This window comes from Cupriavidus sp. 96C5-1, assembly GCF_057798855.1.
In genome coordinates this window covers 70,107-94,826 of record NZ_JBYOJU010000018.1, presented here as the reverse complement: position 1 = coordinate 94,826, position 24,720 = coordinate 70,107, and the positions used below count along the sequence as shown (strand labels likewise).

The 24,720-nt window shown below is 68.8% G+C and carries 20 protein-coding genes; 10 read left to right on the top strand and 10 right to left on the bottom strand.

What is annotated here, in order from left to right; translation table 11 throughout:
- Window positions 1-104 precede the first annotated feature (104 nt).
- Window positions 105-863 carry a TetR/AcrR family transcriptional regulator gene (locus AC3FOF_RS20310; RefSeq protein WP_488727606.1) on the top strand — a complete coding sequence of 253 codons (759 nt, stop codon included), beginning with the start codon at window positions 105-107 and terminating at the stop codon, window positions 861-863.
- Between the two features lie 19 nt (window positions 864-882).
- On the opposite strand, the gene AC3FOF_RS20305 is transcribed toward AC3FOF_RS20310, so the two are convergent.
- Genes AC3FOF_RS20305 through AC3FOF_RS20290 form a run of 4 tightly spaced genes read right to left on the bottom strand, consistent with a single transcriptional unit; the run spans window position 883 to window position 4,303 of the window.
- Window positions 883-1,509: an N-carbamoylsarcosine amidohydrolase gene (locus AC3FOF_RS20305; RefSeq protein ID WP_488727605.1), complete on the bottom strand. Its 627-nt coding sequence runs from the start codon at window positions 1,507-1,509 to the stop codon at window positions 883-885.
- Window positions 1,502-2,608, bottom strand: coding sequence for a 2,5-dihydroxypyridine 5,6-dioxygenase NicX family protein (locus tag AC3FOF_RS20300; protein ID WP_488727604.1), 1,107 nt, complete (start codon window positions 2,606-2,608; stop codon window positions 1,502-1,504). Before AC3FOF_RS20300 ends, AC3FOF_RS20305 begins: the two co-directional genes overlap by 8 nt.
- A gap of 47 nt (window positions 2,609-2,655) precedes the next feature.
- Window positions 2,656-3,498, bottom strand: a complete 843-nt coding sequence (locus AC3FOF_RS20295; RefSeq protein ID WP_488727603.1) for an alpha/beta fold hydrolase — start codon at window positions 3,496-3,498, stop codon at window positions 2,656-2,658.
- Between the two features lie 52 nt (window positions 3,499-3,550).
- Window positions 3,551-4,303, bottom strand: coding sequence for a maleate cis-trans isomerase family protein (locus AC3FOF_RS20290; protein ID WP_488727602.1), 753 nt, complete (start codon window positions 4,301-4,303; stop codon window positions 3,551-3,553).
- Window positions 4,304-4,682: 379 nt separating this feature from the next.
- Here AC3FOF_RS20290 and AC3FOF_RS20285 point away from each other — a divergent pair, with 379 nt between their 5' ends.
- From AC3FOF_RS20285 to AC3FOF_RS20270, 4 genes are all read left to right on the top strand, one after another.
- A complete protein-coding gene (locus AC3FOF_RS20285) occupies window positions 4,683-5,837 on the top strand; it encodes an FAD-dependent monooxygenase (RefSeq protein WP_276263456.1) in 1,155 nt (384 codons plus the stop codon).
- Window positions 5,838-5,948: 111 nt separating this feature from the next.
- Window positions 5,949-6,455, top strand: coding sequence for a (2Fe-2S)-binding protein (locus tag AC3FOF_RS20280; RefSeq protein WP_488727601.1), 507 nt, complete (start codon window positions 5,949-5,951; stop codon window positions 6,453-6,455).
- Window positions 6,452-9,457 (top strand): c-type cytochrome, encoded by a 3,006-nt coding sequence (locus tag AC3FOF_RS20275; RefSeq protein WP_488727600.1) that lies wholly within the window; start codon window positions 6,452-6,454, stop codon window positions 9,455-9,457. Before AC3FOF_RS20280 ends, AC3FOF_RS20275 begins: the two co-directional genes overlap by 4 nt.
- Before the next feature lie 445 nt (window positions 9,458-9,902).
- The gene (locus tag AC3FOF_RS20270; RefSeq protein WP_017224032.1) at window positions 9,903-11,213 is read left to right on the top strand and encodes an MFS transporter; all 1,311 of its coding nucleotides are present in this window, start codon (window positions 9,903-9,905) and stop codon (window positions 11,211-11,213) included.
- A gap of 162 nt (window positions 11,214-11,375) precedes the next feature.
- Here AC3FOF_RS20270 and AC3FOF_RS20265 read toward each other — a convergent pair whose 3' ends face one another.
- Entirely contained in the window at window positions 11,376-14,237 is a 2,862-nt protein-coding gene (locus AC3FOF_RS20265) for a hypothetical protein (RefSeq protein ID WP_488727599.1), read from the bottom strand.
- A 370-nt stretch (window positions 14,238-14,607) separates the two neighbouring features.
- On the opposite strand from AC3FOF_RS20265, the gene AC3FOF_RS20260 reads away from it, so the two are divergent.
- Window positions 14,608-15,294, top strand: coding sequence for a hypothetical protein (locus AC3FOF_RS20260; RefSeq protein WP_276269336.1), 687 nt, complete (start codon window positions 14,608-14,610; stop codon window positions 15,292-15,294).
- A 49-nt stretch (window positions 15,295-15,343) separates the two neighbouring features.
- Here the strand turns inward: AC3FOF_RS20260 and AC3FOF_RS20255 are convergent, their stop codons facing one another.
- Both AC3FOF_RS20255 and AC3FOF_RS20250 read right to left on the bottom strand, forming a co-directional pair.
- The gene (locus AC3FOF_RS20255) at window positions 15,344-16,330 is read right to left on the bottom strand and encodes a VTT domain-containing protein (RefSeq protein WP_035812532.1); all 987 of its coding nucleotides are present in this window, start codon (window positions 16,328-16,330) and stop codon (window positions 15,344-15,346) included.
- A 199-nt stretch (window positions 16,331-16,529) separates the two neighbouring features.
- The gene (locus AC3FOF_RS20250; protein ID WP_276269335.1) at window positions 16,530-17,051 is read right to left on the bottom strand and encodes a hypothetical protein; all 522 of its coding nucleotides are present in this window, start codon (window positions 17,049-17,051) and stop codon (window positions 16,530-16,532) included.
- Between the two features lie 421 nt (window positions 17,052-17,472).
- Here AC3FOF_RS20250 and AC3FOF_RS20245 point away from each other — a divergent pair, with 421 nt between their 5' ends.
- Both AC3FOF_RS20245 and AC3FOF_RS20240 read left to right on the top strand, forming a co-directional pair.
- The gene (locus tag AC3FOF_RS20245; protein ID WP_035812530.1) at window positions 17,473-18,321 is read left to right on the top strand and encodes an IclR family transcriptional regulator domain-containing protein; all 849 of its coding nucleotides are present in this window, start codon (window positions 17,473-17,475) and stop codon (window positions 18,319-18,321) included.
- Between the two features lie 101 nt (window positions 18,322-18,422).
- Window positions 18,423-19,538, top strand: a complete 1,116-nt coding sequence (locus AC3FOF_RS20240) for a diguanylate cyclase (RefSeq protein ID WP_276267803.1) — start codon at window positions 18,423-18,425, stop codon at window positions 19,536-19,538.
- Window positions 19,539-19,584: 46 nt separating this feature from the next.
- On the opposite strand, the gene AC3FOF_RS20235 is transcribed toward AC3FOF_RS20240, so the two are convergent.
- The 3 genes from AC3FOF_RS20235 to AC3FOF_RS20225 all read right to left on the bottom strand — a co-directional run bounded on the left by AC3FOF_RS20235 (window position 19,585) and on the right by AC3FOF_RS20225 (window position 23,003).
- Window positions 19,585-20,721, bottom strand: coding sequence for an NAD(P)/FAD-dependent oxidoreductase (locus AC3FOF_RS20235; protein ID WP_488727598.1), 1,137 nt, complete (start codon window positions 20,719-20,721; stop codon window positions 19,585-19,587).
- A 321-nt stretch (window positions 20,722-21,042) separates the two neighbouring features.
- Entirely contained in the window at window positions 21,043-21,792 is a 750-nt protein-coding gene (locus tag AC3FOF_RS20230) for a flagellar brake protein (protein WP_276267800.1), read from the bottom strand.
- A gap of 215 nt (window positions 21,793-22,007) precedes the next feature.
- The gene (locus tag AC3FOF_RS20225) at window positions 22,008-23,003 is read right to left on the bottom strand and encodes a LysR substrate-binding domain-containing protein (protein WP_488727597.1); all 996 of its coding nucleotides are present in this window, start codon (window positions 23,001-23,003) and stop codon (window positions 22,008-22,010) included.
- A gap of 189 nt (window positions 23,004-23,192) precedes the next feature.
- Here AC3FOF_RS20225 and AC3FOF_RS20220 point away from each other — a divergent pair, with 189 nt between their 5' ends.
- The gene (locus tag AC3FOF_RS20220) at window positions 23,193-23,831 is read left to right on the top strand and encodes a LysE family translocator (RefSeq protein ID WP_488727596.1); all 639 of its coding nucleotides are present in this window, start codon (window positions 23,193-23,195) and stop codon (window positions 23,829-23,831) included.
- A gap of 185 nt (window positions 23,832-24,016) precedes the next feature.
- Window positions 24,017-24,643, top strand: a complete 627-nt coding sequence (locus AC3FOF_RS20215; RefSeq protein WP_488727595.1) for an alpha/beta fold hydrolase — start codon at window positions 24,017-24,019, stop codon at window positions 24,641-24,643.
- Window positions 24,644-24,720 lie beyond the last annotated feature (77 nt).

Genomic DNA, 24,720 nt, shown 5'->3' with positions numbered 1-24,720 from the left:
CATGGTTCGGTTGCCCACGCGGGCGGGCCGCCGGATTCCGGGGCCGCCCGCCGTGGCCGTTATACTGCCAGCCTTGAACAGCATGGCAAGTCGAATTCAACGATATGAGCACCCCGACCGCTAAGAAGAGCGCGGCAGCCGGCACCCGGGCCCGGCAAGCTCAGGACACCCGCGCCAAGATCCTCAAGGCGGCGATCAAGGTCTTTGCCCTGCGCGGCTACGAAGGCGGACGCGTGGAGAAAATCTCCTCGCTCGCCAAGACCTACGACCGCATGATCTACTACTACTTCGGCAGCAAGGAAAAGCTGTTCGTCGAAGTGCTCGAGACCATCTACCTCCAGCTCAACGAGGCCGAGCAGGCGCTGAAGCTCGACACCGGGGATCCGGTACGCGCGCTCACCCAGCTGGTCGACTTTGTCTGGGGCTATTACCTGGCGCATCCGGAATTCGTCGCCATCCTGTCCAGCGAGAACATGAGCCAGGGCAAGCATGCGAAGAAGTCCGGCCGGCTCCGGGAAATCTCCAGCTATGCGCTGTCCGTGCTGGACGGCATCCTGGCGCGCGGAAAGGCCGCCGGGTCGTTCCAGCCCGATGCGCAGGCACGCGATATCTACCTGGTGATCGCATCGCTGGGTTATTTCTACAACTCGAATCATCATACGCTCAGCGCTTTCCTGGGCGAGCCGATGATGAGCAAGCCGGCGCTGGAGCACTGGCGCAATATGATCCAGCGTACGGTGCTGAGCACGGTGTGCCTGCCGGACGCCGTACCCGCCGCGCTGGCGGATGCCGGCGCCGCGCAACTGGCGCAGGCTGCGGCGAGCGCCGCAACGAAGAAAGCGGCGCGCGCCAAACGCGCGTAGCGTCTTCACGGGGCCGGGGCTAGGCGGCGCGCGCCAGCATCGCCAGCGCCTCGTCGCGCGGCATCACGGTGGCGTACTTCTGCGCCATGTCGAACAGGTTGGCATGGTGCGGCCCGATGGCGCGATCGCCCACGCAATCGGACAGCACCAGCGGCCGGAATCCCAGCGACATCGCATCGACCACGCTGGCGCGCACGCAGCCGCTGGTCACGCAACCCGCCACCAGCAATGTCCGCACGCCGCGCTGCGTGAGCCACGCCGCCAGCGAAGTGCCGAAGAAGGCCGAGGGCACGGTCTTGCGCACCACCAGTTCCCCCGCGCGCGGTGCCAGTTGCGGCACGATCGCGCTGTCGTGGCTGTCTTCCTTCAGGCCCAGCATGCCGGGCACCTTCAGCGTGAAGATATTGTGGTCGCTGTCGTCGTCGGCAAACACGATACGGCTGTGCGCCACCGGCCAGCCCTGCGCGCGCGCCGTGGCCAGCAGCGGCCCGGTGTTGGCGATGGCCTCGGTGATATTGCCGCCGCCGAAGACCTCCGGATTGGCGAAACCGTTGACGAAATCGATGATCAGCAGCCCGTAGGGCGCCTTGGGCTCCAGCGCGGCGCCGAAGCCCTGGCGCTGGTAGGTCCTGGCTTCTTCATGCATCGGCGGCTCCTTTCGCTGCTTGCCGGTCTTGCGGGATTTGCCGGGTCTGCTGGATTTGCTGGTATTCGCGATCCAGTACCTTGCCGTTTTCCACCACCGCCTCGCCATCGAGCCGCACGGTGCAATGCCGCACCGGGATATCGATATGGCAGGCCGTGGTGCGGCTGCCGCCGGCTTCGTTGTTCGGGCCGAAGGAGCACAGGAAATTGCCCTCGAAGGCGCGCGCATCCATGCCGATGGTGGCCTCCCGGTCGTACATGGCGAGGGTGGACCAGCGCGCGCGCGGCTGCAGGCCCCAGCCGATATGCGACATGGCGTAGGCCTCGGGATCGTTGAACGATGCCATGTAGTCGCTCAGCAGCTCGGCATCCAGTCCGCCTTCGATGCGGGTGACGTAGCCCTTGTCCACCGTGATGCCGATCGGCTCCTGCAGATAGGTTTTCATCGGCAGCAGGATGTCGCCGCGGTCCAGCACGATGCGCCCGCTGGTGCCGCCTTCGTCTGGCCAGGTCAGCACGAAGCCGCTCGGCCAGTGGTCCCAGCGCCCGGGCTCGTCGACGAAGCCGTACTCGCTGATGGCGGGAAACTCGCCGAGCGCGCAGCGCAGGTCGGTGCCGGCAGCGGACGTGACGTGCATCTGCTTCGCACGCGCCAGCCGCGCGGTAGCGGCCTTGACGCGCGCACGGTCGCCTTCCGTTGGCACCAGCCGCACCAGCACTTCGGGAGGCTCCACCGCCAGCAGGATCCTGGTGCCGCCGCGGAGGATCTCGTGCTGCTCGGGGGAGAACAGCAGCGTCATCAGGTCCAGCACCAGGTCGCTGGCCTTGAGCGCGGCGATGGCGGCCGGGTTGCCGGTCAGCGGCGTGGTGCCGAGATAGGCCAGCGCGTCGCGGCTCAGCGCCTTCTCCCCATTGACCGGCGGCAGGTCGAGCCGGTTGACGATGGCGCCCATCGAGGCCGCGGCCACCTGCGCGGTGCGCAGCGTTTGCGGATGGGTGGCGGCGCCGGTCAGCACCGTGACGGTCTGTCCGGGCTGCAGCCTGGACAGCGTGAGCACCTGGCGCCAGGCCTGGGTCAGGTCGTGATCGCTTACTGGCATGTTCTCTCCTTGATCGTTGCGTTGGCGGCGTTCGCGGCGGGCGCGGCTCAGGCGGCGGCCTGGCCCCGCAGCAGCGGCACACCGAGGAAATCGCCGAAGGCGCGGTAGAAGCCGGCCTCGTCGTCCCACGGGATCATGTGGCCGGCATCGGGCACGCGCGCCACCTGCACCGCCGGCAGCAAGCCGCGAATCTCCTCGATGTCCTCGGCGCGGACCACGTCGCCGCGGCCGGCCACCATCAGCAGCGCGGGCACCCGCAGCGACGGCAGGTCCGCGTGGATGTCATCCCGGTGGAAGTCGTCAAAGCTCTGCACGATGGCCCGCTCGTCGCAGGTGTGCAGCCACTCGGCGCGCAGGCGCAGTTGGGCCTCGGTCCAGGTCGGGCAGAAGCGGCGCATGCCCTCGGCGTCGATGCCCTGCCGCGCAAGGCGGATGGAATCCACATACCAGGACAGCTGCGACGGATAAGCACGGCGGCCCGGGCCGGAGACCGGCGGGTCCACCATCACCAGCCGCGTCAGCCCGGCCGGCGTGCCGCGCGCGGCACGGATGCCGATGCGCGCGCCCATGGAATGGCCGACGATGGCGTAGCGCGCCAGGCCGAGCGCCCGGGCCACGGCGGTGACATCCGCCGCCTGCGCGTCCAGGCCGTAGTCGAGCGTGTCGCCCGCCTCGGACAAGCCGCGTCCGCGCACGTCCAGGATGTAGGTGTCGAAGTGCTTGCCGAACTGTTCGCCGACAAAGCCCCAGGTCACGGCCGGGCTGGTGATGCCCGGCACGATCACCACCGCGTCGCGCGCCTCGCGCCCGCCGGCGTTGCCGCCATAGCGCAGGTAGTGCTGGCGGATGCCATTGGCGAACACATTGCCGCCGTGGAGAAATTCGCTCATTGCTGGCTCCCTTCCGTTTTTGCTTGCGTTTTCGCGCGTGCCGATGCCGGCATCAGTAGGCACCCGACAGCAGCGCGCCCGCGCCCGGCACCACGGGCTCCAGGTCGAGTTGCCTGAGGATGGCGTAGGTGGTGGCGATGGCGGCGGTGATCACGGGCTTGCCGGTCATCGCTTCCACCTTGGCCACGGCGGGCAGGGAGGGCATCTGCACGCAGGCGGACAGCACGATGGCGTCGACGTCCGCGGTGTTCATCTGCGCGACGATGCCGGGCAGCCTGGCGGGATCATGGCGGCCCACTTCGAGGTTGTCGGGGATCTCCAGCGCGCGCCAGTCCACCACTTCGTAGCCTTCGTTGCGGATATAGTCCACCACCAGTTCGGTCAGCGGCTTCATGTACGGCGCGACCACGGCGATGCGCCTGGCGCCGATCACCTTGAGCGCGTCCACCAGCGCGCCGGCGCTGGTGATCACCGGCGCGTCCGCCCCATTGGCCGCGGTATGGGCCTGCAGGCGCTTCTCGGAAACGCGGTGATAGCCATGGCCCATGGCCATGATGGCCACCAGGCAGGCGTAGCCCAGCACATCGACGCGGGCGTCGCTGAGCTCCAGCGCGCAGCGGTCGGATTCGGCGTCCATGGCCGCCAGCTCTTCCTTGACCACCCTCTTCATGCGCATGCGGCTGGAATGGAAGGTGAAGCGTTCGGGGCGCACCTGCTGGCGCGCGGCCAGCATCGCCGGGATCTCGGTTTCCATCGTGGTGTTCGAGCTCGGCACGATCTGGCCGATACGGAAGACTTTCTGCACTGTCGACTCCATCATCCATCTGTTTGTCCACCCGCCCAGGCACCCGCTTTCGTGGCGACCGCCTTGCACGGCTAGCCCGAGCGCCTCTCCGGCGTCGGTGCTCTGCGAATTATTGTAGTGTACACATTCTATTTCCACAACAAGGCGACGCAGCGCGCGCCTCGCACTGTTTCAGTGCTCACTTAATGAGAAAATCCCTGAAATAGGGCTTTTTATCACGATATTTTGGCAATGTGTCGATACTGTCATTTTGAAGTCAGGGTTTTCCATAGGGCTGCGTTGTCATTGGTTTACAAGCATTTTTATGATGTGTACACTCAATTCACCGATCGGCCAGACGGCCTGGTCAGACCCACATCACACCGCCAGGAGAAATATCGTGCAAGGCAAACCACGGATCGCAGTGATCGGCGCCGGACTGGGAGGGACGGTCGCGGCCGCCCTGCTGCAACGCGCCGGATTCCAAGTCAGGCTGTATGAGCAGGCACCCGCGTTCTCGCGCCTGGGCGCGGGCATCCACGTGGGGCCCAATGTGATGAAGATCATGCGCAGGATCGGCCTGGAAGACGCGCTCAACGCCATGGGCTGCCATCCGGACTACTGGTACAGCCGCGACTGGCAGACCGGCGAAGTGATTGCGCAGATTCCGCTCGGCGACTACGCGGTGTCGCACTACGGCGCCAGCTACCTGACCGTGCACCGCGGCGATTTCCACGCCCTGCTGACCGAAGCGGTCGCCCCCGGCACGCTGCTGTTCGACAAGAAGCTGGCCAGCGTGGAGGATCTTGGCCATGTGGTGCGCCTGCGCTTTGCCGATGGCTCGGTGGACGAGGCCGATATCGTGATCGGCGCCGATGGCGTGAACTCCCGCATCCGCGAAACCCTGCTGGGGGCGGAACCACCCAAGTACACCGGCTATGTGGCGCACCGCGCCGTGTTCCCGATCTCGCGCGTCAAGGGCTTCACGCATGACCGCTGCACCAAGTGGTGGTCCGACGATCGCCACATGATGGTCTACTTCGACACCGGCAAGCTCGACGAGATCTACTACGTGACCGGCGTGCCCGAGCCCACCTGGGACATGAGCAAGAGCTGGCTGCCCAGCAGCATCGAGGAAATGCGCGCCGCCTTCGACGGCTGGCACCAGGGCGTGCAGTCGCTGATCGAAGGCACGGTGGAGGTGACCAAGTGGCCGTTGCTGGAGCGCGATCCGCTGCCGGTGTGGAGCCGCGGGCGCCTGGTGCTGCTGGGCGATGCCTGCCACCCGATGAAGCCGCACATGGCGCAGGGCGCGGCCATGGCCATCGAGGACGCCGCCATGCTGACGCGCTGCCTGGAGCAGACCGGGCTGTCGGACTTCGGCAGCGCCTTCTCGCTGTACGAGGCCAACCGCGCCGAACGCGCCAGCAAGGTGCAACTGGTTTCGCACAACAACACCTGGCTGCGCACCAACGAAAACCCCGACTGGTGCTTCGGCTACGATGTGTTCAGCGTGCCGCTGGCGCAAGCAGGGCGCGTGGCCGTCGCCGCCTGAGCCACGTCCCAGCCAGACCGCCAGGCGCCCCGAGGCTCCGGCGGCCTATGCCGCGGAAGCGGGTAGACGCCCGGCGACGCGAGTGATGTTCTAAAACGCCCCCAGCCCCCGATGAACACGCCCCGCCCCCTGTCCCTACTGGTCAACCGGACCACGTACCAGCTCGACCCCGAGGTCGACCCCGACACGCCGCTGCTCTATATCCTGCGCAACGACCTTGCCTGCAACGGGCCCAAGTACGGTTGCGGCCTGGGCCAGTGCGGCGCGTGCACGGTGCTGGTGGACGGCGTGGCGGCGCGCTCCTGCGTGATCCCGGTCAAGGCCGTGGCGCATCATGCCGTCACCACGCTGGACGGACTGGGTACGCCGGCGCACCCCGACCCGGTGCAGCAGGCGTTCATCGATGAACAGGCGGCGCAGTGCGGCTATTGCCTGAACGGCATGATCATGACCGCCAAGGCGCTGCTGACAGAAACGCCCTCCCCTGACGAAGCGCAGATCCGCGAGGCACTGCGCTTCAATCTTTGCCGCTGCGGCACGCATGTGGAGATCGTGCGCGCGGTGCGGCGCGCCGCCGTGCTGCTGCGCCAGGCTGCCGGCCAGGATGGTGCGGCATGAGCGGACGCGACGATCTGGTGCTGGCGCAAGGCGGCGTGGCGGCGTGGCAGCCGCCGCCCGAGCGGCAGTGGCTTGCCGGGCATGTGGTACGCCCGCCGGTACTGGAGTGGCAGGCGGGCAGCCTGCGCAGCGCCCGGCTGCTCGCGTGCGATGAAGCCGCCGCGCGCGCACTGCCGGGCGTCGCCGCGGTAGTGCGGCGCGGCGGCTTCCTCGGCATTGCCGCCGCCAGCGCGCAGCAGGCGGCCCGGGCCGCCGATGCGGCACGCGCCCGCTGGCAGGCCCCGCCGAAGCAGGCCACCGCCCCGGGTACGCCGATGGCGCGCCGCGTGCTCGCGGCGCATGGTGACATCATGCAGGCCAGGGCGGATGCCGCCGGCCACAGCGCACAGGACTATCGATGGCCGCTCGCCGGCCTGCAGCCGGCCGGCTGCACCGCCGTCGCCGACTGGCGCGACGGCGCGCTGCGCGTCTGGCTGCCCAGCCGCAACCCCGGCGCCCTGCGCCTCGAGCTGGCCGCCCTGCTGGGCATCGGCGAGGACCGCATCACACTGATCTGCTGGCAGGCCATGGCGGGCGAGGATGCGCAGCACGCGCACCACGCCGCGGCCGATGCCGCGCTGCTGGCGCACGCCGCCGGCGGCGCGGTACGCATGCGCGTGGAAGCCCATGAGCTTGGCGCCACGCGGGCGCTGCTCAACACCCATGTCGAAAGCGCATGGAAGGCCGAGGGCGACATCGCCGCCTATGCCGTCAATGCGGCCGTCGATGCGCGCGGCGGCCCGGCGGTGGCATCCGCGCTGCCACTGGCGCTGTGGCTGACCGGCACGCCAGCACCGGTCAGCGAGATCGAAACGCATGCGCCCGTCGCGGATCAGGGCAAGGATGACGCCATCCTGCCGCCTTACCGCTTCGACGGCCTGAGCGTGACGCAAACCGGCACGCCCGGCTTGCCGCGCGCAGCCGGCACGCCGGCCCAGACGGCAAGGGCTTACGTGTTCGCGCACGAATCGCACCTGGACGAGGTGGCGGCAGCCAGCGGGCAGGACCCGGTCGCCTTGCGGCTGCGGCATATCGACGACGCGCGCGGCGCCGGCCTGGTGCGCCGGGTCGCGGCGCAGGCCAGCTGGCAGCCGCGCGGCGAACACGCGCAAGCACGCAACAATGTCCGGCGCGGGCGCGGTTTCGCCTACGCCAGCACCATCGAAGCCGGGCACGCCGATGAAGACCCGCCGGTACGGAGCTGGTCCGCCTGGGTGGCGGAAGTCGAAGTCGACGCCAGCACCGGCGAAGTCAGCGTGACCGGCGTCACGCTCGGCCATGACAGCGACGCGGGAGAGCCAGGCGCGGGCAATGCGCCGGCCTTGCAGCAGCAAGCCGAACACGCCGCGCGGCAGCTCACGGCCGGCAGCGGTTTCGACAGCTGGCCCGCTCAGGCGCTGGCGCCATTGCCTGCGGCGCACGAAGCCGGCCTGCCGGCGCTCGCCACGGCGCAACTGCCGGAAGTCCGCCTTGCCGGTGCGCTGGCCGGTGCGCCCACCACCCTCGGCGCCAGCGCCACTGCAATCCTGCCCGCCGCGCCCGCAGTGGCCAACGCCATCTTCGACGCGACCGGCGTACGGCTGCGCGAGCCGCCGTTCAGCGGCGAACGGATCCGGCTCGCGCTTGCGGCGCAGTCCAGCGCGGACGGCAACGGCAAGCGCGGCACCCGCCGCAGGCGCAACTGGCTGCTGGCCGCGGCCACCGCCACCGCCGGCCTGTTTGCAGCCGCGATGCCCTGGCGCGCGCCGATCGCACCGACGGCCCCGCCGGCGGCGGGCTTCTATTCCGCCGCCACCATCGAGCGCGGCCGGCTGGTCGCCGCCGCCGGCGACTGCGCGGTCTGCCATACCGCGCCCAATGGCGCGCCAAACGCGGGCGGCCTGGCACTGGACACGCCGTTCGGCACCATCTACAGCACCAACATCACGCCCGACGCCGAGACCGGCATCGGCAACTGGTCGTACGCCGCCTTCGAGCGCGCCATGCGCGAAGGCATCCATCGCGACGGGCGGCATCTCTACCCGGCGTTTCCGTACACCGCCTTCGCCAAGGTCAGCGAGGCGGACATGCAATCGCTCTACGCCTACCTGATGGCCGCCGAGCCGGTACGCGCCAGGGCGCCCGGGACGGCGCTGGCCTTCCCCTACAACCTGCGCCCGCTGATGGCCGGCTGGAACCTGCTGTTCCACAGCCCCAAGCCCTTCGAGGCGGACCCGGCACGCTCGGCGCAGTGGAACCGCGGCGCCTACCTGGCCCAGGGCCTGGGTCATTGCAGCGCCTGCCATTCGCCGCGCAACGCGCTGGGCGCCGAACGCGGCGGCCGCGCCTATCTTGGCGGCGGCGAGGCCGAAGGCTGGGAAGCGCCGCCGCTGGGCGAGCTATCGCGCGCGCCGGTGCCGTGGACCGAGCAGGCCCTGTTCGCGTACCTGCGCAACGGCTACGCCCCGCACCATGGCGCGGCGGCCGGACCCATGGCGCCGGTGGTGGAAGGACTGGCACAACTACCCGAGGAGGACGTGCGGGCCATCGCGCACTATGTCGCGTCGTTCGGCGACGCCGCGCCGGATACCGCTGCCAGCGAACAGGCGATGCTGCTGGAACAGCGCAGCGCCACCGCGGCCCGCACCCTCGGCGGCCCGGCCGAACGGCTGTACCAGAACGCCTGCGCGGTCTGCCATCAAAGCGGCCAGGGCATCCGGCAGTTCGGCATCAAGCCATCGCTGGCGCTCAACACCAACCTGCATGGCGACAGGCCCGACAACCTGATACGCGTGCTGCTCGCCGGCATCCCGGCGCCCGCATCCAGCGAACTGGGCTATATGCCCGCCTTCGGCGAGAGCCTGGACGACCGCCAGCTGACTCAGCTGGTGCACTACCTGCGGGCGCGCTTCGCCCCCGGCAAACCCGCCTGGGACCACGTCGACGACACCCTGGCAAGACTGCGATCCTCACCCGCTCATTAAGCGGCCACTGAACAAGATAAGGCGCATCCGAGACATTCGGATCGCCACCTTTCCCGGCAAGCCCGCTTGCCGCCGACCGCTGCCGCGCGCGCTTTCGCGCCGCGCGGGAAAACCCCGAGGAGAAAACCGCCACCACGCCCTTGCCAGCTTTTTTCATGTAGCTTACGCTGAATGTTCATGTAGAAGGCACTACATGAGCGCCGGATGAAGGAACCCGGTGCCGCCCCTGCACAAGGACGGCGCACAGCGCAGCGACTGACGTGCCTTGCGCCGCGCACCGGAGCACGCATTGCCCGCCTGGCCAGACGGAAACCACAAGAACCGCCCCATCCATCACTGCACAGGCGCTGGCCCGCAGCTTGCGTAGGCAACAGCGCAGCCAGCCGCCCGCAGCGGTGGCGAAGACACCCAACGGTAGACAACGGTAGAAAATCAAGGAGTGAACATGTCGTATCAGTACCAAGACGGCGCGGCGGCGGTACTACCCGCCCCGGCCCAGCCAGATGTCTACCGCAAGGTGACCTGGCGCCTGATCCCGTTCTTCTGCGCCTGCTATCTGGCCGCATACCTCGACCGCATCAACGTCGGGCTGGCAAAGCTGCAGATGCTGGACGACCTGCATTTCAGCGAAACGGTCTATGGCCTGGGCGCCGGGCTGTTCTTCGTGGGCTACATCCTGTTCGAGGTGCCGAGCAACCTGGTGCTGCAGAAGGTGGGCGCGCGCATCTGGATCGCCCGCATCATGGTGACGTGGGGCCTGCTGTCCGGTGCGACCATGTTCGTCAACACGCCAACGCAGTTCTACGTGCTGCGCTTCCTGCTGGGCGCCGCCGAGGCCGGCTTCCTGCCCGGCGTGCTGCTCTACCTGACTTACTGGTTCCCCACGCACAAGCGCAGCAAGATCATTGCGCTGTTCATGATGGGCCTGCCGCTGGCCAGCATGATCGGCAGCCCGATCTCCGGCTGGATCATGACCGCCTTTGCCGGCATGCACGGCTGGGCCGGCTGGCAGTGGCTGTTCTTCCTGGAGGCCATTCCCTCGGTGCTGCTGGGCGTGATGGTGTTCTTCTACCTGCCCAACGGTATCGACAACGCCAGCTGGCTGCAACCCGACGAGAAGCGCACCCTGCATCGCAACCTGGAAACCGATGTGCTGGTGGAAAGCAGCCACTCGCTCAAGGCGGCCTTCACCGACCGCCGCGTGTGGATGCTGGGCCTGATCGACATGTGCCTGCTGATGGGCACCTACTCGATCGGCTTCTGGATGCCGACCATCATCCGCGACTCCGGCGTGGCCAGCCCGCTGCACATCGGCCTGCTGACCGCCATCCCGCATGCGGTGGCCGTGGTGGCGATGCTGCTGAACGGCGCCCATTCCGACAAGACGCGCGAGCGCCGCTGGCATATCGTCGTTCCCATCCTGGCGGGCGCCGCCGGCCTGGTCGCCAGCACCTTCGTCACCGGCTCCACCAGCGCCACCGTGCTGATGCTGACGCTGGCCAACGTAGGCATCGTCGCCACCTTCCCGGTGTTCTGGTGCCTGCCGTCGACCTTCCTGAGCGGCACCGCGGCGGCGGCGGGCATTGCGCTGGCCTGCTCGATCGCCAACCTCGGCGGCTTTGCCGCCACCTACCTGCTGGGCTGGCTCAAGGACACCTTCCATAGCCCGAGCGCCGGCCTGGTGCTGTTCGCGGCCTGCCTGGCGGGTAGCTGCTTCCTGGTGCTGGCGATGCCGGCCAAGGTGGTCAACCGCTAGTGTTCCGGGCTTGCCGCCAACGGCAAATATTCACCGGGGCTGCGGCTGTTCGGGCTGGGCCAGGTGGTGCGCAAGACATTGTCGCCGGCCGAAGCCGTACAGCCGGTGCTGGAAGCGCTGGTGGGCTTCGGGCGCTGAGCGGCGCCAGCGCGCCCCGCGGACTCAACGCGCCCACAAGGCTCGCGCTACAGCATCGCCATCCGCCCCGCCGCCGAAGACGCGCTGGCCGATGGCAAGCCCAAGCGCGCGGTAGCTCTCCCACTGCGCTTCATCGAAGAACTGGTCGCTGGTGGGCTCCTGCGGAAAGGCGGGATGCCCGGCGCCGTATTGCCGCACGTCCGCGGGGGCCGAAGCGATCGGACATGGCTTGAGCAACACGATGCGCGATACCGGACGGCGCGTGCCGGCCGGCTCGTCGGCGCGAAACACATTCAGCAACAGCGCGCATTTGTCGCTCGGCGTGCGGCGCCCTTGCGGGGAAAAACTGGCCGGCGTGCCGAACACGCTGCCGAGCACCGCGTCGCCGGCGGCCGCAGTATCGACCACGATCTCCAGGCCCAGGTCGATGCGCGCCAGCCGGATCAGGTTGGCCAGGTCGCCGAACTGGTAGCGCGGATCCGCTCCGCAATCGCACAGCACGATCAGCGCCACCCGGCGCTCGGGGCGCAGCAATTCATATACGGCCGTGTTCTCGAAGTGGCCGCCGTCCGACAGATACTGCCAGCCGCGCCGCGTGCCATGAAAGCGCGCGCTCAGCTCGCAGGCGAGATAGTACTGCGTGCGGAACAGCGTGATGAAGCCGCCCAGCCAGGGTGCGCCGGCGCACTCCGCCTGCACGCGGTCGCGCTCGGCGCCGCCCCTGCGCGGCGCGCTGCCGGCATCCAGCGGATAGGACGGCCACCAGGTGCCCAGGCGCAGGTTGGCCAGGCCGAGCAGCAACGAGGTGCCAAGCGTGGTGGACCGCCCCAGCCCCGTGGACACCGCGGCGCCCGAGGTTGCGATCCAGTCGCCCAGCGTGCGCGACTGGGATAGCTCGCTGCCGCCCGCCTTCCAGGTCTCGGGATAGTAGAGCTGCCCATCCACGGTGAAGCGCACGAACGCGTCTGCAGGGATGGCGCGCGCGGCCGTGTGCGGCAGCATGAAGGGCCCCGGCGCAATGCACAGCGGCTTGCCCTTGCGGTCGCGCTGCACCAGTTGCTCGGCGGGATCCACGGTAAGGTTGAGCGTCACGTTGATCAGGTGCAGCGGCGCCAGCATGGCGGGATCGTAGTAGGCGTTCAGGCTGAGCGAGTCGCCATCCTCGGGCTCCGCCACGCTGAGCCTGGCGCGCTGGATGGCATGCTGCTGCGCGGGCCCGGCGCCGCTGCCGGGCATGAAGCGCTTGCCGTTGGAGCCCCCCAGGTAGGCCCGCGTGAGGCGGGCCGCGTAGAACGGCTGCAGGGTCGAGAGGTTAAGGAAACCGGCGAAGCGTCCGGCGATCAGCGTGAGCCCCAGCGCCAGCACGCTCAGCGTGCACAGTACCGGCGTGGTGTAGGCGTTGCCGAACACCATCCAGTCGAGCGGTTGGCCGCCGTTCCAGCGCACCCACAACACCAGCCACGACCACAGCATGAAGACCAGCAGCGCCACCAGCGCCGCGCCAATGCCGGCCAGCAAGGACACCGGCAGGCGCGACAGCCATGGATTGCCGCCGCCGGCGCCGCCTTTGCCGTCGACCAGGCCCGCGCCGTAGCGCACCAGCCAGACCAGGCCGCCCGCCATCGCCGCCGGACCGAGCGTGCCCCAGGGGTGGCCGGTGTTCTGCGTGTAGAGGTAGAAGGTACGCCCCACCGTGTCCGCCGCGCCCAGCGCCGCAAACCAGAGCGCCGCGCCGACACCGTTGCGCAACGCGCGCGTGGCGCGCACGCGATAGGCCTGCACGGTAGCCGGCTGCCCCCGGCACAGGGCGAAGCAGCAAGCCACGCCGAGCAAGGTCAGCACGGCCGCCGCCAGCAGCAGGCGGGGCAGCACCAGGCCCGGCGTCAGCCGGTTCAGCCATGCCGCCAGGACCAGCATGGCCACGCCGGCCAGCGCGGCCAGGCGCGTGGCCGCGCTATCGAAACGCAGCGCCGGCCGCGCCTCGCCGGCGTGCGGGTAGACCAGCCAGTAAGCCACGCCGGGCGGCACCGCGAACAGCAGCAGCGCGGCCAGCGGCAACCACAGCAGCTCGCTCCACCAGATTGCCAGGCCACCCTCGTTGAACACCTGGCGGGCATCGTGCAACAGGTCCATCTCGTGCCTGCCCAGGTCCAGCCAGTTGCCCACGGCGAGATGCCGGAGCAATGCCAGCACCGCCAGCAGCAATAGCAGCGCGCTGCCGATCACGTATTGCATGGCAAACCAGTTGCGCACCACCAGCGCGCCGGCGTAGAGCGCATCGCCGGCGCCGGTCGGCGTGAGATAGCGGCCGTTCTCGCGCAGCCACGCCACCGCTGCGCGCCCGGGATCGGCGGCGTAGGAGGTCGAGGACCGGATACGCCCCGGCGGCTCCTGCTGCAGGGTACGGTAGGCCAGCGCCGCAGCCTCGGCCGGCGCGGTGCCGGGCTTCAACCGGCCTGGCACGAACAGGCTGCAGAAGAACGCGCCCAGGTAGCCACCGCCGCTGACCGTGGAGAGGTAGTCGAACTGGCCGAGCAGCGCGGTGGTGGCCGGCGGTGGCGCCGCCGTGGGCGCGTTCGGGCCATCGCCTTCCTGCACGGCATCTTGCAGGCGGACCTGGACGTTGTCCGGCGGGCCGTCCGGCGCAGCGTCCGGGGTGACCGCATGCAGCACCGGACCGGCCGGATCGGCTACCGGCGGCGGCGGCGCCTTGGCCAGCGCCTGCATCACCCCCAGGCAAAAGGTAGCGCTGCGGATGCCGCCGCCCGACAGGGCCAGCGCCCAGTGGCTGTCGCCGTCGCGCAAGCGCCTGGCAATACCGAGTTGCCGGCGGCGGCGCGCAATGCGGGCCAGTTCGTCTCCGGAAGCCTGGTCTTCGACTGGCATGCCGATCCTCCGTGGCAGATCCCCGCCCAAGTATAGGCGGCGCCACGGCGTGCCGAGGTGCTGGTGGCCGATACGGAGATGCTCAGCAAGCTGTTGCCGTGGAAGCGCCTGGAGCAAACCCGCGGCATCGTGGCGAGGAGGGTGGCCGCCGGGCCGATGTGCGGGCAGGGAGCAAACGCTATGGCGAGGTGGCGCTGCACCACGCGGTATTACGCGGGCCCGATCGTGGCCGTGGGCGATTGCCCGCAGACCCGCGACAGCCGGAGGCGGGATGTGCGCCAGGCCACACGCGGGCATTTTCAGCGGGCGCGCTTCGGTGTATGGTTGCGCTCCTGACGCAGTCCCTGCCTTTGCGGCCATTTTTTGCACCATGTCCAGCCTGAACGCCACCGACAACCCCGCGCTGTCCCGCTGCCTGTCCACCCTCGCCGCCTGCGCTGCCCTGGCCGCGCTGCCGGGCTGCGAACGCAATGAACCCGCTCCGGCAGCGCCTGTCGCCGCGTCGGCCTCGGGCCCCCAGGCGGCGCGGGCCGACGACGCCGCGCAGCCGGACGATGCCCCTGCCTTCGCACCCGCGCCGCTGACCCGCCCGCTGGTGGCCCTGCGCGGGCTGACCAGCATGGCGGATGTCCAGGCGGCCTGGGGCAAGCCGCCCAACATCACGGCCAACCAGGAAGAATGCGGTACCGCGCTCGACGAAGAGCACCTGATGGACTATCGCTACCCGGATGCGCTGATCGAGGTGGGCCGCAGCGGCGACGCCGTGATCCGTGCGCTGCATGGCATCCCGGACGGGCTGACGCTGCGGCTCGAAGGGCATGACATCACCGGCGCCTCGACGCTGGCGCAGCTCAACGCGGCCTTGCGCAAGAACCCGCACTGGAAGATGGCCGAAGCACCCGGCAAGGTACGCAGCCCCGCCGACCGCGACGAGGGGGACCCCCTCGAACAGCTCGCCTACACCACGCTCTACACGCTGGACGGCGACGGCGACCAGTACCGCCTCTACTTCCTGGGCGAGCGTCTGGTGGGCTACGCTTACTGGGTCGGCTGCTGACGCGCTGGCGCGGCAGCATCTGCTGGCAGGTTTGCGCCCCCGCGCCAGGTCAGAGGAGCGGGCCGGGGCCCTTCACGCGTGGCGCCAGCGCCGCGGCAGCCTCCGGGCCGGAAGCCGTATGGGGCGCGACACCGTGCAGCCGCTTCCATTCGTCGAAGCCGCCGGCCAGCGCCCAGGTGTTGGCATAGCCGGCGGATTTCAGCCGCTCCGCCAGGATCGCGGCCGACACTTCATTCGGGCATGCGCAGTAGACCACGATCTCGGTGGTGACCGGATGCGCCGACAGCAGATCCAGTGGCGCGTTCAGGTCGACGGCCAACGCGCCAGGGATCCGCTCGGCCACCTCGCTGCGCACGTCGAGCACCAGCGGGAAGCGGTCGCCAAGCCGGCGCTCCTCCAGTTCGCCCACCGACATGCGGGGCACGCGGCGGGTGCGGCGCAGCAGGCGCACACGGCGCACGAACTTCCACGCGACAAAGGCGGCAAAGGCCGCCGCCACCACCGTCACGGCCATTGGTCCATACGTGCTGAAGGCACGCAGGATGACTTCGACGAAATCGGTGAACACGACGCCGATCAGCAAGGCGCCGCCGGCCCACACCAGCGCGCCGAGCGCATCGTAGAACAGGAAGAGCGGAAATGGCGTAGCCGTCATGCCGGCCATGGCGGTGGACAGCGCGCCGGCGCCCGGCAGCAGCTTGGCGAACACCAGCGAGCGCGGACCCACGCGCAGGTACAGCGACTGGGTCTGGCGGATGCAGCTGTCGGGCGAGATCGAGACGCGGCAGATGGTGCGCAGCATGGGCTGGCCAAGCCGCTTGCCGGCGAAATACCACGCCGTGTCGGCAATCAGGCAGGCCAGGATGACCGCCGCCAGCACCGCGCCGAGTTCCGGGCCGCCCTCGCGCATGCCGAGCGCGCCGGCCACCAGCAGCATGGGAACGGCCGGCACCGGCAGTCCGGCCTGCTCGGCCAGCACATTGAGAAACACGAGCATCACGCCGTGACTCTCCAGCAAGGACTGCAATTCACCCACACCCGTCTCCCGCGCCTTCGCATGTTCCGCCCGGTCGAGGTATCCGGCGCGGGCACAACGCCCCACGCCGACGGGCATAGGCCATAGTGTGCCACCAGGCCAGTCCGGCGCAGCGTGCCATCTTGCACGGGAGCATCAAATTCCGTGAACGAACAGGCGAGCCCCATCGCGATGCCGCGCGCGTGACGCGCGCAGGCACTCAGCGCGGCTTGCGGTACTCGTTCTCGATCCAGTCGGCAGCGCTGGCCTTGCTCAGCTTGAAGCCAGGCGAAACCCGCACCTGGGCCAGTTCAGCGCCGTTCTCGTCGCTCGCGCTCAATACCGCGTAGGGATTGTCCTCGTCGGGCACGATGTCCAGCGCCACGCTGATGCGGGCTGTGTCCGTGTCCACTATCACGCTCTTGTGCAGCATGGCGTGCAACTGCTGCTCGTGGCGGCGCAGCACCTCCGAGGCGGTCTTGACCAGCGTGGAGAATGCGTTGGCATCGAGCGGCTTGGGATTCTTCTTGTCGCGGCCCATGGTCCAGGGGCCGACCAGGGCGGGCTCTGGCTCGCCGTCCTTGATCATGGCCACCGCCCAGCCGTCATCGTCCTCGTTCTTGATCACGCGGGCGGTCCAGCCATCGGCCCGCCACAGGCGGGGTTCCTGGATCTTCTCCACGGTTTCCCCGGCGGCATCCGGGTCGTCGGCGTCGGGGGAAAGGTCAGGCTGGTCGGTCATGGCTGGATTCGCTTCGGGGAATGCGCGGAACACCGCGGGTGCCGCCATGGGCCCGCCGCGCGATGCAGGGGCAGCGGCCTGCGGGCGGCGGCAGACAAGGGGGCGATTTTACCCGCCCCGGCGCGGGGCGGGCGCGAGTGGCGTACGGCCCACTATCGCCCCCGGTATTCAATGCACGAATCCCCCCAGAAGTCGTATGTGATGTCCCCCCCGTACCTCCTATGCTGGAAGCGTCGTCGAGGCCCCCGTCTTGACCGACAACCCCTTACTGTCGCCGCGACCTTGAGACGGCGACGTTTTTTTTCCGCTTTTGGGCGCCCAGGCACCAGAAGGGGGAAGACGGCACAACAAAAGCGCTGGCCCGGGGCGGCTATGCGGTTTAAGATGCGCGATTATCGAACAACCCGCGCGAACCGCTCAAATGGACGTCCCTTCCCCCAGCAGCCCTGGCCAGGCATCGGCCGCCACCGTTCGCGTGGCTCGCCCTCAGGCCGATCTTCTGAACAGTTTCTCCGGCGACCCCAATTTCATGCTGTCGCTGGCACGCGGCCTGAGCGTGCTGGAGGCCTTCTCCGAGCGTAAGCGCCCGCTCACAATCTCCCAGGTGGCCCAGCGCACCCAGCTCTCGCGGGCTTCGGTGCGGCGCTGCCTGTACACGCTGGAACAGCTCGGCTATGTCAGCCAGCAGAACGGCCAGTTCGCGCTGCGCCCCCGGGTACTGCACCTTGGCCATGCGTATTTTTCGTCGACCTCGCTGGTTTCGCTGGCGCAGCCGATCCTCGACGGTCTCAGCGCGCGCATCCAGCAAACCTCGGCGCTGGCCATCCTGGATGACACCGACATCCTTTACCTGGTGCGCTCGGAGGTGCAGCGTGTGCTCACTTATTCGCTGGGCATGGGAAGCCGGCTGCCGGCCTATTGCACCTCGATCGGCCGCCTGCTGCTGGCCCATCTCGCCGCGCCCGCGCTGGAAGACTTCTTCGACCACGTCGACCTGCGCCCGCGCACCCTGCAGACCAAGATCTCGCGCCCCGAGCTGGAAGCCAGTTTTGCGCATGCGCGCGAGCTGGATTACGTGCTGATCGACGAAGAGCTGGAGCCCGGCCTGCGCGCCATCGCGGTGCCGGTGCGGGCGATCTCCGGCAGCGTGATCGCCGGCATCAGCGTCAGCGTGCGCGCGGCGCAGGTATCCGAAGCCGAGATGATCTCGCGGCTGCTGCCGCCGATGCGGGAGGCCGCGGCCGCGATCGGCAAGCTGATCGCCGCCTGAGCCGGCGTACCCGGTACAGGCCGCCGAACCTGGCGGCCCGTACCGGGCGAGCCTGGTCTCATTGCTGTTTCAGACAAAGTCAGACAAGGAACGGCCAGAACATGGCGCAACGCTCATCCAATCCCCTGGCAGGCAAGGGGATGCGCTTTGTCCGGCGCGTCCATGCCATGCGCTCCATCGGGCTAGCCGTCGGATTCTTCGCGGTTGCGGCCGCCATGCTGGAGGGCGGTGCGCCACGCTGGCTGCTGGCGCTGGTCTTCGTGCATGGCTTTGCCTGGCCGCATCTGGCCGCCTGGTGGGCAAGCCGCAGCGAGGTGCCCTATCTCGCCGAGATCCGCAACATGATGATCGACGCGCTGCTGGGTGGCCTGTGGGTGGCGGGCATGAAATTCAATCTGCTGCCGAGCGTGTTGATCCTGTCGATGATGAGCATGAACAATGTCGCCGCAGGCGGCACCCGCCTGATGCTGCGCGGCCTGGGCTGGCACCTGGCAGGCGCGCTGGCCGGCATGCTGGTCTTCGGCGCAGCCTGGCATCCGCAGGCCAGCCTCGCCACCATCGCGGCCAGCATGCCCATGCTGGTGCTCTACCCGCTGGCGCTGGGACGCACCACGTACAGCATCTCCCAGCGCCTGGCCGCGCACGGCAAGGAGATGGAAGCCAACAGCCGCCTGGACGGGCTGACCGGCGTGCTCAACCGCGGCTACTGGGAGGCCATGCTGGCCGCCGAGTTCCAGGCCTGCAAGAGCGGCCGCCGCAGCACCGCCAGCCTGGTGCTGCTCGACATCGACCATTTCAAGCAGCTCAACGATGTCCACGGCCACCTGGCCGGCGACGAGGCGCTCAAGGCCTTCGCCGCGCTGGTGATGCGGCATGCTGCGCATCACAACGCATCCTGCCAGCCTGGGCGCCAGGGCCGCGGCGAGACCCGCCAATGCCTGGTCGGGCGCTACGGCGGCGAGGAGTTCGGCGTGCTGCTCGGCGGCGCCAGCCTGACGCAGGCCGTGGAAATGGCCGAGCGCCTGTCGCGCGCCCTTCAGCAGGACGCCTCGGCCGGCGCGGAGATCGCCGCCTTGCGAGGCCATACGGCCAGCGTGGGCGTAGCCGCCTTCGATCCCGGCATGGAAGGCCACCACGACTGGCTGGCGCAGACCGACCGGGCGCTCTACGAGGCCAAGCGGGCCGGCCGCAACCGGATCCGCATCGCCGCAGGCTGAGCCGGCAGGAACAAGGCGGCGGGACCGGGCAGCGCCCCGGAGCAGCTCAACGCAGCAGCCTGCCCGGCCCAAGCATGGCTTCGGTCAGCCCGAAATCCGCGATACGCTGCGGCAGGGGCTTGCCCTGTACCAGCGCCGCGCAGGCCTCGCCCATCGCGGCCGAGGTCTGGATGCCGTAGCCGCCTTGCGCGGCCACCCAGAAAAATCCATCGGCCTGGTCGTCGAAACCGCCAACCAGGTCGCCATCCGCCACGAACGAGCGCAGGCCCGCCCAGATACGCGCGGGGCGGCGGATGGAGAGCGTGGTCATATCCTCGATATGGTGGATGCCCAATGCGATATCCAGCTCCTCGGGTTGCACATCGTGCGGCGGCACGGGGTCGGCATTGGCGGGCGAGCCCAGCAGCATGCCGGCATCGGGCTTGAGGTACCAGGTCTCGTCGAAGCAGACGAACATGGGCCAGTGCGCGATCTCCACCGCATCGGGCGGCGCGAACACGAAGGCCGAGCGGCGCTTCGGCGTGAGCCCCAGCGGCCTGACCCCGGCCAGCCCCGCCACCACGTCGCACCAGGCGCCGGCCGCGTTGACCAGCACCGGTGCGCGGTAGGCACGCCCGCCCGCCTGCACTTCCCACACGCCCTGGCTGTGCGCGATCGCGGTGACCTCGGCATTGCACACCAGGGTGCCGCCGCGCTGCCGCATGCCGCGCAGGTAGCCCTGGTGCAGGCTGTGCACGTCCATGTCGGCGGCATCGGGTTCGAGCACGGCGCCGAGCACCTTGTCGGCGCGCAGCACCGGCACCAGTTCGCAGGTGGCGGCGCGATCCAGCCGCTGCGCACGCGCGCCAAGCGCGCCCAGCGCCTCGAAATGCCGGTCGAGTTCGGCGGCCTCGCCCGGCTTGCCCACTGTCATGGCACCACGCGGACTGAGGACGGGATGCTCGGTAAAACCGTCCGGCGGCGCATCCAGGAAGGCACGGCTGGCCATGGTGAGCGCGCGCACCTGCGGCGTGCCATAGCTCTCCATGAACAGCGCGGCCGAACGGCCCGTGGAGTGGTAGCCGGGGTGTTCCTCGCGTTCGAGCACGATCACGCGCCCGGTCCGGGCCAGCCAGTAGGCCAGCGAAGCGCCGGCAATGCCGCCGCCGACAATCAGGAAATCCGCGGAATCGTATGCCGCCATCGAAGCCCTCCTTCATCCTTGCGCATGCCGCGCGCCGGGAAGCCCGGACGCGGCGGAACCGATGGCGGATAGCGTACCCCAGATTTTGCGTATACGCAAAAAAGCGTGAAATCAGGCACGGCAGGGAGGGGCCGGGTGCGCGCCCGGGGCAAGCGCCCGCGGTACCGGAAGCGCCGATGGCGCTGCGGGGCCGCGCATACCGGCAAAGCCACGACGAAGGGCAGGGAAGATGCCGGAGACCGGGGGACAGACTGGCGCTGATGGGAGCAGCGGGCGCCGGAAGCGGGCCGTCGGCGGACGGCTCGCCTGCGCCGGGGTCACTCAACCCCGGCTGGCAAGCTCCAGGGCGAACACCAGACGCTGCAGGAAGTTTTCCATGCGGCCGTCGAGGTTGGAGAAGGCGCAGCCGAAATGGTGGATGGCGCTGTCGTCGCGCCCGGCCAGCCAATGGCCCACCACTTGCAGGCTCAGTTCGAGCTTGCCCAGCGACCCGAAATCCAGCTTCACCCCCGATATGGTGGTGCCCACCGGCAAGTGTGTAGCGTCCACGGTCTTCGAGCGCAAGCCCACGCCCGAGAGCGAGAGATCGGCGATATCGAGCTTGAGCACGGTGCCGTCGACCATCCTGATGGTGCAGACATAGCCCTTGGTCACCAGCGTGCGCGCCCGGAAATGGCGGCGGCGCTGGAAATGATAGAGCTTTTCGGGAAAGGGCGCGGTGAAGGCCGGGCCGCCCTGGAACTGGGTGGCCTCGGGCGCGCCGATCACAAAGTTCACCGGCACGCCGCGCAGCGACGCCGAAAAGGCATTCTCGCTGGAAGCCAGCAGCGCCTGCCGCTCGGGCTCGGTACGGCACCAGTCGAAGACAAAGGTCCGGCTGGACGGATCCACATGCAGCACCGTGGTAACCATCTCGTGGGCGGTGCGCGCGCGCACGTTCAGGCTGCACTTCTGCCAGGCGAGATCGCGCAGCACCGTGCCGATCTGCGAGGAATGGGTGAGGCGATAGCGGTCGTCCGGCAACGCACCCGCGTCAAGCTCGGATTGCTCCGTGGATTCTTGGAGACTCATGAAATCACGCAAACGTCTGAGAGGCCTGCGTCGCACCGGGCTGGCTTGCGACGGGGAAATCGGGTTGACCGCGAACTGGGGGCGCGGCCAGCGCCGCATGTTAAGCGCGGCGACTATCGCTGCGCAAGCTCTAGTTTGGACAACGGCGAAGTGTGGCAAAACTTGAGCCAGACTTCCGTGGGGTAGCCCACCGGCGCGGATTCGCGCCTCCAGCATCACTCCGGCCTGGGCGCCCTGGCGAGCCTGGCGATCTTCGATGCCTTTGCGCGCCCTTGCCGCTCCACGCCACCCTTGGGGCCCGCGCGCCCGCTTGCCGCCCGCCGCCGCGCGGCGACCCCTGCGGGATCGGCGCCAAGCGATGCCTGCGCCTCGCGGCACAACCAGTCGCGTACCGCGCGGCGGCGCTCGTCGTGCTCGAAGGCCACCGGCGACAGCAGATGATAGGAAGAGCCGTCGCGCACGAAGCCCAGCGGCGCGGCCATGCGCCCGTCGGCGATCTCGTCGGCCACCATCAGCCGCGAGGCCACGGTACAGCCAAGCCCGGCGGCGGCGGCCTGGATGGTCAGGTAGAAATGCTCGTACCAGGCATCGGCGCCGAAGCGCTGCGTGCTGCCGGCGGCCTGCGCCCAGCGCCGCCAGGCATCCGGTCGCGAGCGCGTGTGCAGCCGGTCCAGCGAAGCCAGGGCCACCGCGCGCGGCCCCGGGCCGGCCCGGCACACCACGCCCATCCACTCCTCGGCCACCTCGTACGCATGCAGTTGCGGCCCGAAATGGAAGTCGTTGCGGCGCAGCGCGAGATCGACGCCGCTGCGCGCGAAGTCGACCGGGCCGCCGGCGGCCATCAGGTGCAGCGTGATGTCCGGATGGGCGTCGGTAAAGCGCGGTAGCCGCGGGATCAGCCAGCGCATGGCAATGGTGGGCTCGCACGACAGCACTAGCGCCCTTTGCTGCCCGTGCGCGCGGATACGCTCCGCCGCCATGGCGAGGACTTCCAGCGACTGGGCCGCGGCGGCATGCAGGATGCGTCCGGCCTCGGTCAGGAAGACGGCGCGGTTGCGGCGCTCGAACAGCGCCACGCCGAGCGCCTCCTCGAGCTGGCGGATCTGGCGGCTGACCGCACCATGGGTCAGGTGCAGTTCGTCCGCCGCCCGCATGAAGCTCTGGTGGCGCGCGGCCGCCTCGAAGAATCTGATGCCGCCAAGCCAATGCATGATGCGCCCCCCCGGTACCGTTGCCTTATATGTCAGTTTTCCTGACGGATTTGCACCAGTATAAATCGGTTGTTGGCGGCAGAGCCGGCTCGGAAAATAGCATCTTTCCGGCTTCAGCGCGCTAGGTGCAGCGACACCGCCAGCGCTGCCATCGCAGCCATAACCGTCAGAGATACTCATACATACGATATGCACTCCCTCACCGAACTGCTGGCTGTCGCCACCATCACCGTGCTCGCTGTCGTCAGCCCCGGCCCGGACTTCGCCATGGTGATGCGCAACAGCTACCTGCATGGCCGCCGCGCCGGCCTGCTGTGCGCGTTCGGCATTGCGCTGGGCGTGCAGGTGCACGTGTTCTATACGATGTTCGGCGTGGCGCTGCTGATGGAGCACGCCCACGGCCTGCTGAGCCTGGTCAAGCTCCTTGGCGCCGCCTACCTGATCTGGATCGGCATCCAGACCTTGCGCAAGCGCGCGCCCGACCCCGCCGCAATGGCCGGCGCGCCGGCCGCCGCGGCACCGGCGCTGACGTCGCCGGGCGCGCTCAAGATGGGCTTTCTCACCAATGCGCTCAACCCCAAGACCACGCTGTTCGTGGTCAGCACGTACACCCAGGTGGTGCACGCGCAGACACCGTTGCCGGTGCAGTTCGGCTATGGCCTGTTCATGTCGCTGGCGCACCTGGCGTGGTTCAGCCTGATTGCATGCTGCTTCACCACGCCCGCCCTGCGCGCCGCCATGCTGCGACGCCAGCGATGGCTGGACCGGGTGATCGGCACGGTGCTGCTGGGGCTGGGGATCGGGCTGGGCGTCGGCAATCTTGCATGATGGGATCCGACCGGTTTGCTCTGGTACGCTCCGATGTGTTCCATCGCGCCGCGCCCGCCGCGAAGCCGGCCCGGTGCCGTTTTTGAATGCCGCGCGATGCTGCCCGAGATCCCCTCGAACAGGGCATGTTCTTCGCTACCTTTTACTTTTACTTTTACTTTTACTTTTACTGTCGGAGCCCTTTCTTGCCCGCACCATCCAAATTGCTTTTTTTACCCGGCGCATCCGGTGACACGCGGTTCTGGCAGCCTCTGGCAGACCGGCTCTCGCACCCCGCCGCCAGGACAGTGATCGGATATCCGGGCTTTGGCCCCGTGCCGCCATCCCCGGAAGTCAGCGGGTTCGGCGATCTCGTGGCGAGGGTGGTGAAGGAGATCGATCAGCCGACAGCCTTGATCGCGCAGTCCATGGGGGGCGCCATTGCCATGCGCGTAGCGCTCGAGCGGCCAGGGCTGGTGACACATCTCGTGCTTTCGGTGACGTCCGGCGGGATCGATACCAAAGGCTTGGGCGCGGCGGATTGGCGCATCGGCTTCAGCGAGGCCAATCCGCAATTACCGGATTGGTTTGTGTCCTTCAATTCGGATCTTGGCGCGGAACTCGGCAAGATCTCCGCCCCGGTCTTGTTGCTGTGGGGTGACGCGGACCCGATCAGTCCGGTGGCGGTCGGCCAGCGGCTCCTGGCACTCCTGCCAGACGCGGAATTGCATGTCGTCAGCGGCGGCAATCACGATCTGGCGAATGTCCACGCGCAGCATCTGGCGCCCATGGTCGATGCGCATCTGGCCAAGCCCTCACTCGCGGATCGCTGAGCGGCGGCTTGCCGAAGCGCATTTCGCGGTATCCGCCATCCGCGCGGACATCCCGCGCGCACCGGCAAGCGGCATCG

Coding starts and splice junctions, on each gene's coding strand:
- AC3FOF_RS20310 (WP_488727606.1), top strand. CDS start 105: ATGAGCACCCCGACCGCTAAGAAGAGCGCGGCAGCCGGCACCCGGGCC.
- AC3FOF_RS20305 (WP_488727605.1), bottom strand. CDS start 1,509: ATGCATGAAGAAGCCAGGACCTACCAGCGCCAGGGCTTCGGCGCCGCG.
- AC3FOF_RS20300 (WP_488727604.1), bottom strand. CDS start 2,608: ATGCCAGTAAGCGATCACGACCTGACCCAGGCCTGGCGCCAGGTGCTC.
- AC3FOF_RS20295 (WP_488727603.1), bottom strand. CDS start 3,498: ATGAGCGAATTTCTCCACGGCGGCAATGTGTTCGCCAATGGCATCCGC.
- AC3FOF_RS20280 (WP_488727601.1), top strand. CDS start 5,949: ATGAACACGCCCCGCCCCCTGTCCCTACTGGTCAACCGGACCACGTAC.
- AC3FOF_RS20275 (WP_488727600.1), top strand. CDS start 6,452: ATGAGCGGACGCGACGATCTGGTGCTGGCGCAAGGCGGCGTGGCGGCG.
- AC3FOF_RS20270 (WP_017224032.1), top strand. CDS start 9,903: ATGTCGTATCAGTACCAAGACGGCGCGGCGGCGGTACTACCCGCCCCG.
- AC3FOF_RS20265 (WP_488727599.1), bottom strand. CDS start 14,237: ATGCCAGTCGAAGACCAGGCTTCCGGAGACGAACTGGCCCGCATTGCG.
- AC3FOF_RS20260 (WP_276269336.1), top strand. CDS start 14,608: ATGTCCAGCCTGAACGCCACCGACAACCCCGCGCTGTCCCGCTGCCTG.
- AC3FOF_RS20250 (WP_276269335.1), bottom strand. CDS start 17,051: ATGACCGACCAGCCTGACCTTTCCCCCGACGCCGACGACCCGGATGCC.
- AC3FOF_RS20245 (WP_035812530.1), top strand. CDS start 17,473: ATGGACGTCCCTTCCCCCAGCAGCCCTGGCCAGGCATCGGCCGCCACC.
- AC3FOF_RS20240 (WP_276267803.1), top strand. CDS start 18,423: ATGGCGCAACGCTCATCCAATCCCCTGGCAGGCAAGGGGATGCGCTTT.
- AC3FOF_RS20235 (WP_488727598.1), bottom strand. CDS start 20,721: ATGGCGGCATACGATTCCGCGGATTTCCTGATTGTCGGCGGCGGCATT.
- AC3FOF_RS20230 (WP_276267800.1), bottom strand. CDS start 21,792: ATGAGTCTCCAAGAATCCACGGAGCAATCCGAGCTTGACGCGGGTGCG.
- AC3FOF_RS20225 (WP_488727597.1), bottom strand. CDS start 23,003: ATGCATTGGCTTGGCGGCATCAGATTCTTCGAGGCGGCCGCGCGCCAC.
- AC3FOF_RS20220 (WP_488727596.1), top strand. CDS start 23,193: ATGCACTCCCTCACCGAACTGCTGGCTGTCGCCACCATCACCGTGCTC.